This is a genomic window from Variovorax sp. RA8 (assembly GCF_901827175.1).
Lineage (GTDB): Bacteria > Pseudomonadota > Gammaproteobacteria > Burkholderiales > Burkholderiaceae_C > Variovorax.
On the sequence record NZ_LR594664.1, the window covers coordinates 49,893 to 67,718 of the forward strand.

19 protein-coding genes are annotated in these 17,826 nt (G+C 65.4%); 13 read left to right on the forward strand and 6 right to left on the reverse strand.

What is annotated here, in order from left to right; genetic code table 11:
• Positions 1-83: 83 nt before the first annotated feature.
• From E5P3_RS33275 to E5P3_RS33285, 3 genes are read right to left on the reverse strand one after another with little or no spacing between them, the layout of a single operon-like run.
• The gene (locus E5P3_RS33275) at positions 84-2,102 is read right to left on the reverse strand and encodes a DNA primase (protein ID WP_162590345.1); all 2,019 of its coding nucleotides are present in this window, start codon (positions 2,100-2,102) and stop codon (positions 84-86) included.
• Between the two features lie 10 nt (positions 2,103-2,112).
• Positions 2,113-2,331: a hypothetical protein gene (locus E5P3_RS33280; protein WP_162590346.1), complete on the reverse strand. Its 219-nt coding sequence runs from the start codon at positions 2,329-2,331 to the stop codon at positions 2,113-2,115.
• Between the two features lies 1 nt (position 2,332).
• Complete coding sequence (locus E5P3_RS33285) at positions 2,333-2,770, reverse strand: hypothetical protein (RefSeq protein WP_162590347.1); 438 nt, start codon at positions 2,768-2,770, stop codon at positions 2,333-2,335.
• A 220-nt stretch (positions 2,771-2,990) separates the two neighbouring features.
• Here E5P3_RS33285 and E5P3_RS33290 point away from each other — a divergent pair, with 220 nt between their 5' ends.
• Positions 2,991-3,269 carry an HU family DNA-binding protein gene (locus tag E5P3_RS33290; protein WP_162590348.1) on the forward strand — a complete coding sequence of 93 codons (279 nt, stop codon included), beginning with the start codon at positions 2,991-2,993 and terminating at the stop codon, positions 3,267-3,269.
• 73 nt (positions 3,270-3,342) lie between these two features.
• On the opposite strand, the gene E5P3_RS33295 is transcribed toward E5P3_RS33290, so the two are convergent.
• From E5P3_RS33295 to E5P3_RS33305, 3 genes are all read right to left on the reverse strand, one after another.
• Positions 3,343-4,155, reverse strand: coding sequence for a hypothetical protein (locus E5P3_RS33295; RefSeq protein ID WP_162590349.1), 813 nt, complete (start codon positions 4,153-4,155; stop codon positions 3,343-3,345).
• Between the two features lie 103 nt (positions 4,156-4,258).
• Entirely contained in the window at positions 4,259-5,221 is a 963-nt protein-coding gene (locus E5P3_RS33300) for a hypothetical protein (protein WP_162590350.1), read from the reverse strand.
• Between the two features lie 7 nt (positions 5,222-5,228).
• Positions 5,229-7,832 carry an ATP-dependent DNA helicase gene (locus E5P3_RS33305; RefSeq protein WP_162590351.1) on the reverse strand — a complete coding sequence of 868 codons (2,604 nt, stop codon included), beginning with the start codon at positions 7,830-7,832 and terminating at the stop codon, positions 5,229-5,231.
• Between the two features lie 517 nt (positions 7,833-8,349).
• On the opposite strand from E5P3_RS33305, the gene E5P3_RS33310 reads away from it, so the two are divergent.
• The 12 genes from E5P3_RS33310 (at position 8,350) to E5P3_RS33365 (ending at position 17,808) form a co-directional block, all read left to right on the forward strand.
• Positions 8,350-9,459, forward strand: a complete 1,110-nt coding sequence (locus tag E5P3_RS33310) for a hypothetical protein (protein ID WP_162590299.1) — start codon at positions 8,350-8,352, stop codon at positions 9,457-9,459.
• On the forward strand, positions 9,452-9,874 hold the full coding sequence (locus E5P3_RS33315; RefSeq protein WP_162590352.1) for a hypothetical protein: 423 nt from the start codon (positions 9,452-9,454) through the stop codon (positions 9,872-9,874). Before E5P3_RS33310 ends, E5P3_RS33315 begins: the two co-directional genes overlap by 8 nt.
• Before the next feature lie 21 nt (positions 9,875-9,895).
• Positions 9,896-10,453: a hypothetical protein gene (locus E5P3_RS33320; protein ID WP_162590353.1), complete on the forward strand. Its 558-nt coding sequence runs from the start codon at positions 9,896-9,898 to the stop codon at positions 10,451-10,453.
• A complete protein-coding gene (locus E5P3_RS33325; protein ID WP_197894039.1) occupies positions 10,446-11,441 on the forward strand; it encodes a hypothetical protein in 996 nt (331 codons plus the stop codon). The genes E5P3_RS33320 and E5P3_RS33325 overlap by 8 nt, the downstream gene beginning before the upstream one ends.
• Before the next feature lie 5 nt (positions 11,442-11,446).
• Entirely contained in the window at positions 11,447-12,352 is a 906-nt protein-coding gene (locus E5P3_RS33330) for a hypothetical protein (protein ID WP_162590354.1), read from the forward strand.
• 65 nt (positions 12,353-12,417) lie between these two features.
• On the forward strand, positions 12,418-13,119 hold the full coding sequence (locus E5P3_RS33335) for a hypothetical protein (RefSeq protein ID WP_162590355.1): 702 nt from the start codon (positions 12,418-12,420) through the stop codon (positions 13,117-13,119).
• A gap of 421 nt (positions 13,120-13,540) precedes the next feature.
• The gene (locus E5P3_RS33340) at positions 13,541-14,005 is read left to right on the forward strand and encodes a hypothetical protein (protein WP_162590356.1); all 465 of its coding nucleotides are present in this window, start codon (positions 13,541-13,543) and stop codon (positions 14,003-14,005) included.
• Between the two features lie 31 nt (positions 14,006-14,036).
• Positions 14,037-14,702 carry a hypothetical protein gene (locus tag E5P3_RS33345; protein WP_162590357.1) on the forward strand — a complete coding sequence of 222 codons (666 nt, stop codon included), beginning with the start codon at positions 14,037-14,039 and terminating at the stop codon, positions 14,700-14,702.
• Positions 14,699-15,052: a hypothetical protein gene (locus E5P3_RS33350; RefSeq protein ID WP_162590358.1), complete on the forward strand. Its 354-nt coding sequence runs from the start codon at positions 14,699-14,701 to the stop codon at positions 15,050-15,052. Before E5P3_RS33345 ends, E5P3_RS33350 begins: the two co-directional genes overlap by 4 nt.
• A gap of 29 nt (positions 15,053-15,081) precedes the next feature.
• Positions 15,082-15,336 (forward strand): hypothetical protein, encoded by a 255-nt coding sequence (locus tag E5P3_RS33355; protein ID WP_232073619.1) that lies wholly within the window; start codon positions 15,082-15,084, stop codon positions 15,334-15,336.
• A gap of 123 nt (positions 15,337-15,459) precedes the next feature.
• Entirely contained in the window at positions 15,460-17,091 is a 1,632-nt protein-coding gene (locus tag E5P3_RS33360; protein WP_162590360.1) for a hypothetical protein, read from the forward strand.
• A gap of 129 nt (positions 17,092-17,220) precedes the next feature.
• A complete protein-coding gene (locus E5P3_RS33365; RefSeq protein ID WP_162590361.1) occupies positions 17,221-17,808 on the forward strand; it encodes a GIY-YIG nuclease family protein in 588 nt (195 codons plus the stop codon).
• The last annotated feature ends 18 nt before the right edge of the window (positions 17,809-17,826 follow it).

The following is a 17,826-nucleotide window of genomic DNA, read 5'->3' on the forward strand; positions in this document are numbered from 1 at the left end:
AACAACAGGCGTGAAAGAACCTGTGCGGGGTGGGTGGGGAGATGCTCGGCTTTTCCATTGCCGAGATTTTCGCCCACGCTGCGTCACCCCAGTTCGCGAAGTTCCCGAATGTAGTCCGCCGTCGAGATCTCACCGCTCGCGCGCTGGGCCTGCAGTTCGGCGCGCACCTGCTGGCGGCGGTGGATCTCGAGCAGTTCCGCATGGGATAGGAGAGCGTCGCGCGCCAGCAGCCATTCCGGCGTGCCCTCGGCGGCGCGCTGCGGCGGCATGGCCACATCCAGCCCGTCCAGCTCCTTCTGCAGACGCATCTCGGCGGGATCGTCCAGGTCGAGCAGCGCGACGATCTCGTCGCGAACCTGGAACGCCACCTCGGGGGCCACGTGCGCGGCATCGCGAAGCTTGGCCACGATCGAGCTTTCCGCAGCGGTGAGCACCGGCGCCCGGGTCGGGGTGGTGACGGCGGGCCGGCGGTAGCCGAAGGACTGGTACGACTGGTTGCCCGCGGCGCCAGGCTGCGCAGGGCGGGGCTCGCCACTGGAGAGCGCCTGCTGGAACATCTTCCAGTACTCCTTCGCCAGCGTCTGGTCGGCCGTCATCAGCTTCAGGATCTGCTGGAAGCGCTGCTGGAAGCGGGCGCGCTGCTCAGGCGATCTCGCGCCGCCGCACTCTTCGAGCAGCTGGTCGCGCAGGAAGAACGAGAGCGACTTGGCCGAGGCCTCCACGAGCTGGTCGAAGGCGTCACGGCCATGGGTGCGGACGTAGTCGTCCGGGTCCTGGCCGTCAGGAAGAGTCAGGATGCGGATGTCATGGGTCGCGCGCACGAGCGGCAGCACCGTCTCGGCTGCCTTGCGGGCGGCCTTCTGGCCAGCAGCGTCGCCGTCGAAAACGAAGATCACGGATTCGGTGAAGCGCATGAGCGTCTGCAGCTGGCTCTCCGTCATGGCTGTGCCCATGGAAGCGACGGCGTTCTCCACGCCGTACTGCGCCAGCATTACGACGTCCATGTAGCCCTCGACCACGTGCACGCGCTTGACCTTGCGAATCGCTTCTCGCGCCTCGAACAGACCGTACAGGACGTTGCTCTTGTGGAAGATCGGCGTCTCGGCGCTGTTCAGGTACTTGGCGCCCGAGCTTTCCTCGATGAGCCTGCGCCCGCCGAACGCGACGATCTTGCCGGCGGTGTCCCTGACCGGGAAGATCAGTCGGGCGCGGAAGGTGTCGTAGTAGGAGACGGGTGCCGCCGGAGCTGCGGTACCGGACATGGGAGCAGGTGCGGGGCTGGCCGGGCGCGTGGCGCTCGGGAACCCGAAGGGCTTGCGAGCCGGTGCGGCGGGTATCGCTTGTGCCAGGGCTGCGGCCGGGGCTGCACCGCCCTCGCGTTCCTCGCGCGCACGGATCAGGTCGACCGCCGCGAGCGTCGTGGCCGCGTCGTGCTGGCCTGGCGCGAACGTCTCGCGCGGCCAGTCCAGCTCCTTGAGCGTGTCCCAGCCCTCAGGCGCGAGCCCGATTCGAAACCGGTCGATGGTGGTCTTGTGGATTCCGCGCTTCGCGTGCACGTAGCGGGCGGCATCCGCCAGGAAGCCGGTAGCGTCGGGCCGGGCCCGGATCAGGTCAAGCGCCTCGGCGAGTTCGCTGGAGTAGCGATTCGCCGCGACGTCCATCGCCAGGTGCATCGCCTTCTTCACATCGGCCGGCGGGCGGCGCACCACCGGCGCATGCGAGTCCGGGGCGGGGATCGCGACACCGGCGGCCTGGGCCAGGTCCTCGATCGTCTCGCGGAAGGACATGCCCTCCATTTCCATCAGGAACTGGACCGCATCGCCGTGCGCGCCGCAGCCGAAGCAGTGGTAGCTCTGGCGGGAAGGAGTGACGGTGAACGAGGGCGAGCGCTCGGTGTGGAAGGGGCAAAGGCCCTTGAAGAGGGCCCCGCCGGCGCGTTTGAGTTCAACGTGGCGGCCCACGACCTCGACGATGTCGAGTCGCTGCTTGATCTGGTCGATCACGGACCCGTCTATGTTGCGGCTGCCGCCACCTGCTCCTCCCGCGCCTGTGCCCGCAAACCCGGTGGCCAGTGGCCGCTCGGGCACGTCGTTACTCAGCATCCCGGCGCCCTCAGCCCGTCACCTGGGTGTAGACCGCCTGGTGGTGGACGATGTCAGTGGGAGCGAGCACGCGACCAGCGAAGTTCTTTCCGTCGAAGTTCCATCGGGCGCCGTCGCTTTCGATGAAATCATGGATCGGGCGGTTGGAAAGGGTGCCGATGCGCGGGCCGGCGCGCCGCGTGCGCAGCTGGGCGAACACGCTCGCTGCCGAGCGAAGCCGCTCGTTCATGTCAGCCACGGTGCTGTGCCTCGGGGCGCTGTTCGGTGTCATCCTCGGTCGCGACGAGCTCTTGCTCAAGTTCTGGCGCGTGGATCGCGATGCCGGCAGCGCGCGCCGCGGCAATGATGGGCTCGATGCCGGCGAGGGCGATCTCGTGCAGCGCCTTGTGCTTCTCGAAGGCGGTCTCGCCCTCGGGCACGAGCGAGTGCTCCAACGGATCGAACTCACCCTCGAAGGCGAGGTCCAGCTCGGTCACACCGATCGCCGCTGCTTCCTGCAGGTCGGTCAGCATCGAGTGTTGGCGCAAGAGCACGCGGGCGTCATCGGACTCGCCGTCGGCGTAGCGAGGTGAGCCGTCCTCGCCTGTTGCGAAGCTTTCGTCGATCGAGGCCAGGCGCGTTGCGATCAGCTGGCGGAGGGAATCGATGGAGGTGGTGGTCATTTGCATGAAGCGGATTCTTTCTTGCGCACGAGTCTACTGACGCGGATCGTGTTTGCGCTAGGGCAGATGCGAGAAACAGGTCACTTTGGGCCCGCGATTGCGTGTCATCAAGGGCCATCGGCCACATGGAGGGCCCGGCCGGACAGACAGCATGTCAGCAGCTTCCGCGCATCGATGCGCCGTCCCGTCGGCGCCAACTTTCCACGCCTCAAAAAAAGGAGCCTCAATGAACAAAGCCGAACTCGTCGCCGCCATCGCTGCCGACACCAACCTCTCGAAGGCCGTCGCCGGCCGCGCTCTCGATTCCACGCTCGAGCACCTGGCCAGTGCGCTGACCAAAGGCGACACCGTGCAGCTGCTCGGCTTCGGCAACTTCTCGATCTCCGACCGCGCCGAGCGCGCGGGTCGCAATCCGTCGACCGGCGAGGCCATCACCATCAAAGCCACCAAGGCAGTGAAGTTCACCGCGGGCAAGGCGCTCAAGGATGCAGTGAACGCTGCCTAGAACGAACACAATCGAGTAGCTGTCTGGGATGGCGGCGGAATCGTTCACGGCGCCGCGCTAAGGGCACCGTGAACTACAGGAACCTGGCCAGCCGCTCTCGCAGTTGGTCTGCCGTCGTCCCCTTCCTTGCCATCTCGCGCCCCAGATTCACCGGCGGATGGGAAAAACCGGAGACCGAAGTGCGCAGGCCGCGAGTAAGACCCAGATCCTCGAAGAGTAGTTTGTGCAGACGCCGAGCCTTCGGCCTGCGATCAAGCAGCCATGTCTCACGCTTCTCACCAGGAGCGGCTACGGCAACCAATAGCGGCTCCGCGGCCTTGAACTGAGAGAGGGAGGGATTGAAGATCAGGTAGGGGCTCTTTGCGCGTCGCGTCCAGTCAAGTGGGTGTGGGTGGCCGGGCTCGAAACGCTCGTATCGCTCCATAGCCCCAGCTGCGTCGAAGCGAACGAGGACGTTGAGATGTTTGCGATAGGACGCGAGGCGACTTTCGGTCCAGATTCGCCGGCGGTCATCTATCCTCTCCCCGATCGTGCCGTAGCCGACGAACAGGTACTCGGTGACCTCATCCCTAGCCGCGCGTCGAGCGCAGAAAAAGACTACCAGATCGTCCTTGCCGAGCCTTGCTCGAACGTTGGGTCGGCAGATCCCCCAGCCCGCATGCGACGCGCTCCCTTGAGTGAACTCGGCGCTGAAGAACGAAGGGTCGTCACCCCAGTCGTATGCCGATCCTGTTTCGTAGAGGGGGAGCAGATGAGACAAGTCCTCGTGCTTGGCGGCCGACATCATCGCGTCGACCAGGAGCGACTCCCGAGAAGGGATGACTTGGCGATACACACAGAGGTAGGCGCGGGGCGCGCGCTTGCCCGTAGGCAGGTCAACCTTCAAAGGAACTCGTGACATGGATGCCTTTCAGCCGGAGCTAACGAGCATAGCGAAGGAAACTCTGGGTGCGGTCGGGGACGGTGCGAACGCAGTCGCATCGTCGAGTTCAGCAACCCGGCCTGCTCACCTGGTCCTCTTCCATGTCCGCGCTGCGCGCTGACGCTTCCAACAACCCCAGTAGATCCAGGTCCTCATCATCATCGGCAACGATCCCGATGCGGGCGGCCGCCATCGAGCCGGGGTCGTATCCGGGTAAGCGGTCCCTGGTGTGCTCCAGGCCTCTGGCCAGGAAGTGCTCAATGGGCTCTCGGAAGCCGACGTACGCCAACCGGCGGCCACCCTGGGGCACGAGGAAGCCCGCGTCCAGGCATGCCGGTACACCCAGTGAGCGGGCGACGGCCAGGGACGCAGCGTTCGTCGTGCGCGCCTGGATGTTCACGAACGTCGGGAGCGGCGCGCCCTCGAGCACCTGGTGGGCCATGCATTCCGCCACCGCGCAGTAGGCGAGCAGGCGGCTCAGCCCGGCGCCGCGATGACTCTGCGCGACCCCGTAGCTGACGTTGATTCCGCGGGCCCCGTCGCGCGACCTGATCGTGCCGGCCCAGCCGGAGGCCACGACCCGGGGGGCTAAGGTTGCCGGGAGTGCGGTCACCGACATGGCGTTCACGCGCAGCATCGACCCGTCGTAGCGCCACCCCACGCGCGCCATGACCGCCGCGATGTTGGGGCCGATCAGGTCGTCGTAGGCGGCACGGCTCGCACCGCTCTCCTGCTGCGCGAAGGTGATATCGAAGGTGGGGTACCGAGCGAGCGAGACACTCATGCCGGTCACGCGGTCGACCAAGGGTGCTGCATCGGGCGCCAACCGCTCGCACACGAGCGTCTCCCGGTTTAGGTCGAAGCTCAGCTGGAGCCGCACTCCGTCCTGGTTGACGACTTCGACGAACCGGTCGCGGGCGATGAGCGCGGCCAGGCGCCCCTCGGAGATGCTGGCGCCAAGGACCGCGAAGCCGTTCGTGGCGGCCGGATCATAGGCCGTCCGGACTGCAATCTGGGCATGGGCGGCCATGGTCTGCTCAGCCCTTGGGCCGATCCCCTTCCGCGCCGGCGTCGTCGATGTTGCTGAGCGTCTGGGCGAGCTTCTCGTTGACGCGCTCCACCAGCGTCGTGTTCCGGGCGGGCAGCTTCGTGGCGGCGATCCGGCGCAGCTCAGCGTCGTCGCCGTAGATCCACAGGCCCTCTCGCGCGCGGCTCGCGCCCGTCAGGAACATGTTCGCGTTCATGAAGGACGCTTGTCCGGGGGTCATGACGAGCATCACGTCCTTGTATTCGCTGCCTTGTGCCATGTGCACCGTCGCGGCGTAGCTGTGCTGCAGGTCCTTGAGCGAGTCGCCCGGGAACTGGATGAAGCGTCCGTCGTCGAGCTTGATGACCACGTACTGCGGGCCGCGGCGCTTCGGATCGTTGTGGGGCTGGAAGCGTGTGATCGTCCCGGTGTCGCCGTTGACCACGCGGATGTCGTTGCCGTCCTCGTCCTCGCCGAGCGTCATGTTGTCGCGGATCACGATCCGGTCGTTCACGTGCAGGGAGGCGGTGCCGGGGATCTTGACGGCGTGCGGGTTCAGCAGGTCGCGCAGGCGGGCGTTGGCGTAGTCAGTGCACCAGGTGGGCTCGTCGGCGGAGCCGCTGCGGCGCGACATGAGCAGCACCACGTTTTCGATGCCATTGGCCTGCGCACGCTCGACGTACTTGGCGGCCACGGTCTCGAAGTAGCGAGCCGCCGGCGGCAGGCCGTGGGAGAAGGTGACCCCGGGGCCGTCCTCGCACCCGAGCGAATACTGGCGGATCTGGTTCACAGTCTCCAGGATCGCGCCGGAGTTGCGCTTCGTAGCGGTGAGGTGGTGGTGGTCCACGCCAGGCAGGCGGATGATGTCGCTGAGCACGCGGCCCGCGCCGATGGAAGGCAGCTGGCCGGCCAAGCCGTCGACACCGGGGTCGCCCAGGATGATCAGGTGCGCATCCGGCCGCAGAGCAGCGGTGGCGGCCTCGAAGAGGGACAGCGTCGGCATCGTGCCTTCGTCGACAACGAGGATCTGGCAGCCGAGGGGGCTATTCCGGTTGACCATGAAGCCGCCTTCGGGGCTACCCTTGAGCAGCGAGTGCAGGGTGGAAGCCGAGTAGCCGTTGCGCTCGACGCGCGCCGACAGGACCTTGGCGGCCTTGCCGGTCGGGGCGGCGAACGCCCAGTCCTTGTGGGACATCATGGCGCTGAAGACCTCCATGATGGCGGTCTTGCCGCAGCCTGGACCTGCCGTCACGACGTGCAGGCGTGATTCGCTGGTCGCGATGCCGTAGAGGGCCTTCATCTGGTCCTCGTCGAGCTCGTAGCCCAGCAGGCGCTGGCTCACCTCGATGGCCTTGGTGCGGAACTGCTCGTAGGTTCGCCGGCGCAGCAAGGGCTTGGCCGACACGAGCATGCCGTGCAGATCTTCGGCCAGGCGGACCTCGGCCTCGTAGAGTTTGGCCGGGTAGATCCGGCGGTTGCCTTGCTCGTCTTCCTCGATGCGCAGGTCACCGCTATCGGTGGCGTACTCGATCAGCGTCTCCAACGAGATCATCGGTTCGGTCTTGGCCAGGCGGTTGCGCAGCTGCGGCTCGCCCACAAAGACGTGGCCGGCCGAGTCGCATTCCTCCATCACAAGGAAAGAGGCGAGGGCCGTAAGCCGCACGGGAGCGTCGCGCGGGATGTTCATCGCCTTGCCGATCGCGTCGGCGCTACGGAAACCGTAGCCCGGGATCGTGCGCATGGGGCTGTACGGATTCTTCGCGAGAAGGGCCGCGGCCACCTCGGTGATCGGACGGGAGTCGTCCTTGAGCTTCTTCGCCTCCGAGAAGAGGTTCATCGCCAGCAGCTTCATCGCCGCGGCCTTCAGCTCGCGCAGCGCGCCAAACTTGGTGGCGAGCATGCGTTCGATGTAGGGGATCTCGGGCGAGTCAGCGAGTGCGGTCGGGTTGTCGGAATCGCCAGGAGTGGCGTTCTTGTCCCCGAAGCTGGTCTTCCGGTTGGATACCGACTCGAAAGTGACAGTCCACGGCTCGTTGACGAGCTTCAGCCGCAGCGCCTCCAGGCCCTCGTCGCCGCCTTCGTCCTTGACCTTGCTGAGGTACTTCTCGGCGAGCTTCTTGCCGATGCCCGAGAAGTTAGCGGCGATGAAGCGCGCCATGGATTGGACGTCGGGCTGGATGTGCGGCTCGAAGCTCACGACATCGAGCTGCTGCCCGTGGCTCGGGTGCACCTTCATGCTCCCGGTCAGGGCGTACTCGAGCCCTTCCTTCAGATGCGCCACGGCCGAGCCGGTGATCTTCAGGGACTCGCGCTCCTGCGTGTCCATGTAGCCAACGGCCCAGTCGCCGTAGATAGCGACGCTCTTGACGATCCCCACGTGAGTCTCTTCGGGAGCGGGTTTGGCCATGCCGCCGAAGCCCAGCGGAAGCGTCGACTCGCTGGCGGACGCCTTGAACCCGAAGCCGAAACCCTTCGGCACCGGGGCGGCCGGCGCAACCGCGGTCAGGTCGTCCAGCTCTTCCTGAGCAGGGGCAGACGCCAGCGCCGCCGGCGCCGGGGCAGGTGCCGGCGCGGTTGGAGCGGAGGCGGGTACCGCGGACCGAGCGCGGGCCACCGGGGTGGCAGCGGCAGCAACCGTGGCGGTAACGGGCGCGGCTGGCGCGCGGCCGAACGAAAGAGGGCGGAACCGGAATGCCGCCGGTGCAGCGGCAGCCGGGGCGGCGGCAGCAGGAGCGGGGGTCAGCGCCGGCGCAGGGGCCGCGGAGAGTGCTGCCGGCGCCTCAGCCGCACCAGGGAACCGCAGGCCCAGCGGGCGGGCCCCAGGCGCAGGAGCCGTTGCCGGCGCTGGCAACGGGGCGCGAGCTGGTGTGGGCGCCGGAGCCGCAACCGGAGCCGGAGTGGGGGCGGGGCCGGAAGCGCGCGTGAGCCGACGGAACGGTGCGAAGCGCAGAACGGCGGGAGCCGGGGCGGGCGCTCGGATTGGAGCGGTTTCCGCTTCGGGGGACACGCTTGCTGACGTCATCGCCATAGTGAGAGGCTCCAGAAACAAAGATAACGACTAGCCCGTAGCATAGTAATAATGCAGAAAGAAGGGCGTAATTGTTTTTCTCTTCTGGGATCTGCGCACACTCATGACCAGCACCACCACCACCACCACGACCCCCCAACCCAATGACCCGCGCATTCAGCGCGTCCTTATCGCCGCGCAGCAGCACGGCGAGAACGACGGTCCCGACCACGAGGTGGGCGATCTGCAGGACGTTCTGCGCGCGGCCTGGTCTCTCATGTCGCTGGAGCAGCGCAACCAGCTCATGGCAGCCGCGGAAACCGTGGACGTCCTGCGTGCCGGGGACGACTTCGTCGAGGTCGCGCAATTGCGGGCCTACTTGATGGACGAGAGCGGCATCCACCGGGTCCAGATCGAAGTGATCCGCGATGGCGGTGGCAAGGAGCCGACGGTGTCGTCGCTGAAGCTATTCAACGCCTCGGGCGACGAGCTCCATGCGGCCGAGAGCGACATCGATACGGATGAGCTGAAAATGTTGGCGAGGCGGCTCGACGCCGAGTTGCTGGGGGGCATGCCGCCCCAATCCGTCGAACCGGCATGGGTCTCAACGATCGGTTGGGACCTCTGGAACGATGCCCTGACCCACTCGGTGCGAATTGAAGGCATCGATCGAAACATTCAGCCCTTGCGCTGGCGCGATGCATCCGCCGCGCTCGATCGCCATCTTCTTCCTGAGACTGGCGACGGCTGGCGCGAGGAGCGCGTGGTTGTCATGGAGCTGCAGCCGGCTCTCGGCCATGCGATGCCGCGATGGGCGGAGCTCACTCTGAACAGCACCGCGTTAGAGCAGCTTCGGCAGGGTCAAGAGCTGACACTGGGCACGGCCGCGTTGCCTGTCCGTGCTGGCGGGGCGGCCAAGGGCAAAGGGGCTTCGGCTTACTTCCGCGAGCCACAGCTCCTCATTCGCGATTTCGGCGAGAGTGTGCAATTGGCCGGCTTCAACGAAGAGGCATGGCCTATGAACGGCGGCAAGGTTCCCTTACGGCTTTTTCTGCAATGGGTGGACACCCGACCGGCGGGCGAGACCCTGTTCGTCACAGAGGAGGGCGAGCTTCTTAATTACGACCAGGACTTCAGACGGCACAGCCTCTGGGTTGATGAGTACCACCGAGCGGTCGTCGCTGGTCTCGATGAGCCAGAGACCGAATTCGACGGGGAGCGTCTCCGTGGCTAAGTCCTGGTCGGATATCCAGGGCGCGCTGAAGGGCCAGCGAGCCGGCATGCGGCTCTTGCTCAAACACAACGGTGTCTCGCTGGTGAAGTTTCGATACAAGGGCGAGTACATCAGCGCCGAGCTTCTCGACGCCGCTGGCAAGGCCGTTCGCGAGATCGCCCCGAAGGATGCTGACAACCTGCGTCACATCGCCGACTCGCAGCTGTCTGCGAACCCTGGCGGTGCCGAGCTGTGGCAGCGCTCCGCCGGGGTCCTGGAGTGGCTCCTCGAAGGCGATGTGACGATCGCGCACCGCAACAATCCCGGCAGCGATCACGACCTGGCGATGGGCGAGGACCTCCGCGAACTCGCGGTCCGGGCATCCCTGCCCGCAGAAGACCAACCCGAGCCCGAGGCCGAGGGCCCGCGCCTGTAGGCCTGAGAGCGAGACCCCATCATGAGCATCAACGATTCCGCGCGCGACAGCGTGCTCGCAGCAACGCTGGCCGCGCTGGGCGAATCGGCGCCAGAGCCCGGCACGCCGCGATATGGCCACCTTCAGATCCAGATCGCCGTGCTGCTGGAGGATGGCAAGGACGACAACCCTCGGTTCCTGTCCGGCCAGGTGCGTGACGCGCTGATCTGCGCCATTGCGGCGGACCGGCGCCAGGCGGACGACTTCGTGGACATTGTCATGAACGGCCACCACGGACTCGCCTACGCCAGCGACGAGCACGTGATCGAGGCTGCATTGGATCTGACCTACGAGGACATCCTCGCCGCTGGGCTCGAATCGCCCGTCCACGCCGCCGGCTCCTTGAGTGTGAACATCCTGGAGTCACTTTCGAGCCCGCAGGCCGTGGACATGGTGCTTCGAGGCCCCTTCGATCCCGCGAATCCGGGGCTCGGCCTGCTGGGGAGCCTCAACGCCGAGCTGACCCGGCGCGGCATGGCCAACCCCTTTCAGTCGGCACTCGCCGATGAACTTGGCACGACGGAGGTTGCCCGTGGCTGATGCTGCCCTCCAGATTGCCCAGCTCCGCAAGACCGTCGAGTTCGCGCACTACCTTGCGAAGGGCGCGGAGCGCTTCATCGATGCGGTGCACACCAGAGACTCCATCCTGGTGCGCATCGAGGATGGTGAGGAAGTCGACGAGGACCTCGAGGCAGCCCTGGCGCGTGCGCAGGAGGCGGTCGGTGAGTTCACCCAGGCGCTTCGCGGCGACATCTACGAGTTCAGGAAGCGGGCGGACCGCATCGGCCCGGTGAATGCCCCGGCTGCTGCCCCAGCCGCGCCCCTGCCAGCCCCGGCACCGGCTGCGCTTGCCGTTCCGAGCGAGCAGGCCGCCGCGCCGAGTTCCGCCCAACCAGGCAGTCCCGCCGAAGTGCCCGACTATGTGCCGGCGGCGCAACGCGGTGCGGGCCTGGTCACCTACTGGCTCTGGTACGGCAAGGAGTGTGTCAGCACTGTGCGCATGCCGCCGGGCACCGGCGCTGTCGACGTGCGCAACGAGGCCGCGAGGCACGCCGTGATCTTCTGCGACCGGGCGCGAGGCGAGACGCCGATCGAGCGCAGAACGAAGATCAGGCACTCGACGGTAAAGGTCTATGACGACCGGCCGGCGCAGGAAGCCATGCGCCGAGACCTACCGTTCGAATTCCGAGGCTTGTTTCCGAACGAACTGCCGTTCCTGGAGCGCACGTTCCGCAGCGCCGAGCCCGAGGGCGTGGCCGACGTGCACGTGCGTGACATCGTTATGGGCCTGCAGAACGTCGCCCTGGCGGAAGGTCTCGAAGCAAGCTTCAGGTCGACGGAAGGTACCCAGCGCCGGGTTCACATCGAGAGTGAGGATCGCGAGGCGATCGGGCGCGTTGAGCTTGCTCTGAAAGCCTACCTCGCCGAACGCGGGGCTGAACTGGTCTCGGAGTTCGGGGTTGGATACGTCCGCCTCGACCCCGACCAAGCCGAAACCGAACCCGAAACGGAGCGCCCGAGGGGCTGATCGAGATGACTCAACCAATTCCCAACCTGAATGGCACTGCGCTGGCTAAGGCACGCGCGGCACTGCGCGAAAAGCTGATCACCGCTGGTGTCGTGACTGTGCGCTTCATCAGTGAAGCGGCGAACGATGGCGGGTTCTGGGCATCGCAGGCCGTGCTGGCCAAGAGGGACGGAGCGGTCGAAGCAGACTCTTCCCTCAATGCGCTCGTCACGCGCGTGTTGTCGGCCCTGGTCGACGAGCGCGTACCCGGCTGGAGCGCAGGAGATGGTGGCCGCACCCAGATCGATTGGGCTGTCGAAGTGGATGCCATCGACCATCGGCACTACGACAACGTCAGATTCGAGCGCCAGCGCGTGATCGGCATGGCAACCTCGGCCCAATCGTCGACGATCCTTGCGGACAACGCGGTAGCGGCGGTGCAGCTTGCCATGGGCACCGTGGCGCCCACAGATCGGGCGACCATCCAACGCTTGCGTGACGGCCTCATGGTTCTGGTCGACCGCACCCGCACGGACCAGGCCCGGTTCCTGACCGACGCACAGCGAGAACTTCTTGTCGAGGGGATCGCTGGCACGCGGGCCGTTCATGGCCATGAGCAAGAGTGGATCTCGGATGTCGTTTGGAACGGCTATCACGGCTACGAGCATGCGCCCGACGCTGAGTTGGTTCAGAAGCTCGCCACGGAATCGCTGGACGACGTCATCGAGGGCATTTGTGGCCCGCTGCACATCGTCGGAGGGAGCGACCAGGAGCAGAGCAAGCGCCATTCGCTGATCGAGTTGTTCTCGATGCCTCAGAGCCGTGAAGCCCTTGAGGCTGTCGCCGAGACCTGGGGCGACGCAATGCTCCAGTCTCTTCCAGAGCAGGAAGAGGACGAGGAGGCAGTTGGCCTGGAGGCGCCCACAGAATGACTGTCCCAGCCATGACCGCACGCAATCGAAGCGCTTCGAAGCAGGCGCCATCAACTGGAGAAACCATGCCCATCTTCGTCAAGGCCGTGTCCGGGAAGCCCTACGGCAAGACGCCGCGTGTCTGCCTCCAGATCGAGAGCGGCTACCGAGCCGGAGAGCGTCCCGACCACCACTGGCTCAGCCGCTCGGAAGCAGAGAAGTGGGCGCGCGAAACCGGCTACACGGTGCTTGATGCCGATACCCGCGCGTCGAGCGCACTGCTGGTGAACCTGTTCGAGACCTTCAGCGACTTCCAGTTCGAGAACCGCGAGATCAGCGGCGCCGATCTGGTGGACGAACTCGGGGGCTGGCTGCGCAAGCACAAAGCTACCGTGGGTAGCATGGCCGCACCTGAAGCTGATCCCGGGGCCGAAGTGCTGAAGGACCTTTTCAGGCTGTTCCGGCCCGTGCACAGCGGCGACGATGAGGTGAACGGCGGCGACCTGGTGGGCAACTTTGGCGAGTGGCTGCTGGACGTGCAGGAAAGGATGCCCGCCATCACCGGCACGCATTTCGTTCCGAAAGTTGCGAGACACCCGGATCGCTCGGAATACTGGAGCGAGGCGGGCGGCTGGGGCGACCTTGAGAGCGCGACGGCCTACTTCGTGAACGCGCCAGCCGGCCTCAAGCGAAACGTGCTTCGCGAATGGATAGATGTCGAGCTCGCGGTCGAACTGGAAACTGGTGCAGAGTTTGAAGTCGACGCGGGCCCAGGCCCGCGGGCCTGATCGGAGGAGGCCATGCAAGCAAGCTTCGACTCGTCGCTGAAGCGGCGCCCACGCCGGCCGCGCGCCCCGGCAAGGCCCGGCATCCCACGGTGGCGTCAGCCGTTACGGACCCGTGCGGCGCAACGAGGACCCGGGCGCAGTTGTGCGAAGAACTTCTGGCTGCCAACGTGGCCACGGTGAAGTTCGATGCGGAAGCGGGCGAACTTACCCCATCTCCCAATTCCGGTCCGCTGGGAACCAGATCCTCAGGGCGGGTCGAGGTCGTGGACGAGGTCGACGACGAGGCCGCACAGCGCTCCGAAAGTTAGCAAGCAGGCCGCAAAAAATCGCACGCCCTTTGTCCTGGATGATTGAGAATTGCCCGTAGCAATGGCCGTTTGCGGAGCAATAAGCACCGCCGAAACGACGCCCATCCTGACACATGAACAACGACCAGTACAAGATCTTCGAAGTAGCGGCCAAGCCGGCCATCGAGAGCGCGATGGAATCTCTCAACGCCCAGCTGAAGGCGCGAGGGCTTCGTTGCGGCCGGCTCGTCGAGATCGACCATGATGTGGAGCGCGGCGTCGGCTTCTCGATCCACTACGCTGACCTGGATGGGGCAGTGAACGTGGAGATGCTCCTGACCGACGGCGACGAACGTGCCTTCACCAAGGAGCCACGGGAGCCGGCCTGCGGCCTGCTGCTGAGCGTGATTGGTCCCGACGGCACCTTCCTCGGCGAATGGGCGCCCTACAACTACACCCCCGATGTCGGGACCGCCGATCCGCGGGAGATCGTGCGCCGCGTAGGCCTGATGAGCCCGCCGGATCTTGCGGAGAGCATTCACGGCCGCATCGCCGACTGGACGAACAGTCGGGTCGAAGCCGAAACGCCTCACTGCTGATCGCCGGGTCCCACCTGAGGAAGGAGCCACCGTGCCCGCACCCATCATTCCCGAGGTCCCCGTTACGCCCTGGACGCTGTACCCAACCATCGCCGACATCCCTGCGAAGGGATTCAAGGCCATCGAGGTCGAGGCGGTAGCGATCGAGAAGGATTACGGCGGCAAGGTTTTCTGCACCCGCCTCGTGTTTTCGCCCGAGGACGGCCCCCTGAAAATGTGCTCCATTTTTCTGCGCGAGGAAGGCGGCGGCGCGGTGTGCATCGCCGACATGCCGACCAAGGAAGAGGCGATCGCCTACGCCAGGGAGGTGGCGCAGGCCCGGCGGTGGCCAGTGAACGGTTCGATCTGGGACCTGCGAATTTGCGAGGTCCCGGGCAAAGGCTTTGTCGCCGATCCGAGGGAGCCGGAGCCCTTCACGCTGAATCCTGCCAGGGCGGCGCTCTATCACCAAACCATCGCCAAGCCGGACCTCTTCGCCGGCGGCCCCGCAGAGTACGGCCGGTGGATCGCCTTCGCAGACGCCAGGAACCATGCCGTGGACCGCGCGGCGGAGAAGGCTGCACTGCTTGAGCGCGTGTTCAACGCGGCGCTTGCAGCATGGGGTCCAGCGCACCTACGGCGGGCACCCTCGAAGCGACCCGTATGCGAGAGATGCTCAAGGACGTGGTTGAGGCGAATCGGACGGACCGCCTGGTGATCTTCGACGAAGTGCAGCGAGAGGTCCTCCACGAGACTTTCGCCGAAGGCCGGTTCGAGCTTGCTGGTCATGAGCCCGACGAGGAGCTTTGCGGCCTTATCCTGTCAGCATCGCCCGACGACTTGTTCGACAACATGGATGCCGATTTCGAGCACGACCTGCTCGAGGCGTTCGCGAGCGAGGCAGGCGCAGCGGCGATCGAGGCCGCCACCGCGGCATGCCCCCAGGTTCTGAGCGCTGCGATGCTCCCGGCGATTCAGCGCCGCCTCCAGCAGCACGGGATCGACAGCCCCTTTTCCCACCTTTTCGCAGATGCGGGGCGCGACGATGCGCAGGTCCCGCGCGGGTAGGTATTCAAGAGGACGGCAACGTCAGCAACATGATGCAGGCATTCCATTGCAAGGTGTGCCGGGCGGGCCAGTTGAACCCTGGCGTGATCGACATGCACGCGCGCATCGCTTTCCGTGTCGATCAACAGGCGCTCGCGGAGATCTTCGGCGAGGAAGCCAAGTGGCGCGAGCTCTGTCGTTCCGAGCCGCCGCCGCCGGGACCTGCTGAAGATCTCTCGGGCGGCAAGGTGCTCTTCGTCGACGACGAGGTTCGCCAGGATCGCCGACTCCATGCGCCAGAATGACCAGGTGTCCGAGGGCGAGGCGCAGGCCACAGCGGATTGATAATGGTTTTCACCATGAATCGACGAAGCGCACAGTCGCAGTGAAAACCCAACGTCTCCTTAAGTTGACGCAGCAAGGATCTCATGCACGTGGGCCTGTTGATGGTCCTCGTCCACTCCATGTGCCTCCTCATGCGTCCGGCGGCCGGGCCCAGCCGCCGATCAATCCATCAAGCTGAAATGGCCATTGCGCGCGACCTGTCTCCCGTCGTCTTTCGCGGCGAGCCCGACAAACGCCTTCGTGAGCGCGGGGACTGGCAGCGGCCATGGTTCTTCACCGAGGCTTACTCGCAAGCAAGGCTCTACACCGGGAACCAAGAATGGCGCGATCCGAGAGACGAGCCGATTGCATGCGTCCTGTCCGGCCGCGCGGTGCTGGACCTGACCGCGCCAGACCCGGCCGACCCGCAGCACCGCGCGATCGTCGACGAGCTCATGGCGAGGTTCGACGACTGGACATGCCGGATCAGCGGGGAGCCGCGGGACGCGTGGAGCTACCTCGAGGCGGGCGATCTCTACGACTACGAGGGCACCGGCAGCGCAGAACGCTGGAACGCTCTGTTCCGCATCGCCCTTGACCATGCCGACGCCGTGCGCGTGCTCGACATGACGGACGGCACCAACAGCCGACCTGCCCCCGTCTGGGTGACCCACCAGCGCGACACCATCCGCATGGCCACGCTGGGCGAGGAGATTGGCGCCCGGCTCAAGCAGCAGCCGTTTGAAGAGGTCGAGGCATGGCTTCAGGCCCACCATCCCCAGGCCGGTGTGCTGGAGCGCGTCGACCGGATGCGCCGCCCGGACCACGACCAGCGTGCAGATCGGGTGCACCGGGTGGTGCCTCGTCGCAACTTCGAAGCCATGGAGATCACCGGCGCGCCGCAGCCGGTGTATCGCGGCGTGCCGGCGGCCTACGAGGTCCTGCCGGGCGACTGGATTGCACTCAATGCCCAGTACGCCAGCGAGCATCGTGGCCGAGGCCAGGGCTCGTTTGTGAAGGCGCTGCCGCTGGTGCATCCAGAGGACATCTTCTGGGCGGGCTCGGATGAACGCGAGTTCCTGTACCTGCCCGCGGCCTGGCGACGCGAAAGTGCAAGCCGCGAGGAATACCTGCGCTCGCTCACGCCCGAGCAGCTGCGCATGTTCTGTGACGGCGAGATGGCCAGCCTCACGCGGTACACGCGCGAGATCCGCAGGATCGAGGACCACGTGCACCGCAACTTCGACCCGGAAGCATGCGGCATGTACCACGGGCCCGACCATTGGGCCCGCGTGTGCCAGCATGCCCTGGCGGTGTCGCGCTCCCTCGGAATCGATCCGCTCGTGCCGTACATCTTCGGCCTGGTGCACGACAGCCAGCGACTGGACGACGGTACCGACCCGGAGCACGGCCCGCGTGCCGCCGCGTTCGTGCGCGAGCGCCGGCAGGACCTCTTCGGCTTCCTGCCGGACGAGGCAGTGGAGGCGCTGGCGCTGGCCTGTGCTCTTCACAGCGACGGCCACACTGAGGGCGACGCTTGGGTGCGTGCCTGCTGGGACAGTGATAGGCTGGACCTCGGCCGAGTAGACGTCGTTCCCGACCCGGACTACCTCTGCACCGACTATGCCCGGCGGCCCGATGTGATCGCTGCGGCACTGGATATGAGCGGGCGCGGCGGCGAGGACTTCATCGAGGACGACCACTCCGAGGATCGCCTGGAGCGCTACGGGATTTGACGACACAGCCTCGGCCCTTTGCAGTCATTCAACTACTGATCAGCTCCCAATTTATCGGTGCCCAAAAAGCGCTTCCAGTTGGAGAGTTCTTGCGGTGTGCCCTGATAAATTCGGAGAGCAAAAGAAAAAATGACAAACTTCAATTCCGGCAACGACGGGCTGCTTTCCATCGTCCCGACTGCGCCAAGAGAAATGCGTGGAGGGTGGATCTACATTTTGATGACACGCAGCGACGGAAACAGGGTCAAGATTGGAAAGACCAAGAACAATCCGATTGAGCGATTGGCGAAGCTTCGATGCGGTGACCCTTACTTGGCAATGATCGGGTCGTTTTTCGTTCCTGAATCAATGGGTGAGATCAAGCACATCGAACAGTGGGTGCATGATTGGTTTGAAGGCAGCCGCATTAGGTTTGCAGAGCACATTCGACCATACGGCAACATGCCCGCACACTGGCTTGATGACGGCGACCTAATCGCTTACTCCGAGTGGTTCAAGATGGACGTGCTTGATGCTTCAGGCTATTTGCAACAGGCACTTGAAAAATGCCTCGAAGTCGATCGGATTTACTTGGCGAATTGGTATAGCGCCGGCTCCTATCCAACCGGGCTTGCCTTCTACACCCAAGAGATGCTGACGGAAATGTTCGGACGGCCTGTAAATGTGGATGACGACTACGAGCTAGGCGATCAGCCTGACGGTCGCATACCTTGGTAAGAGATCTGGCTTGCAAAA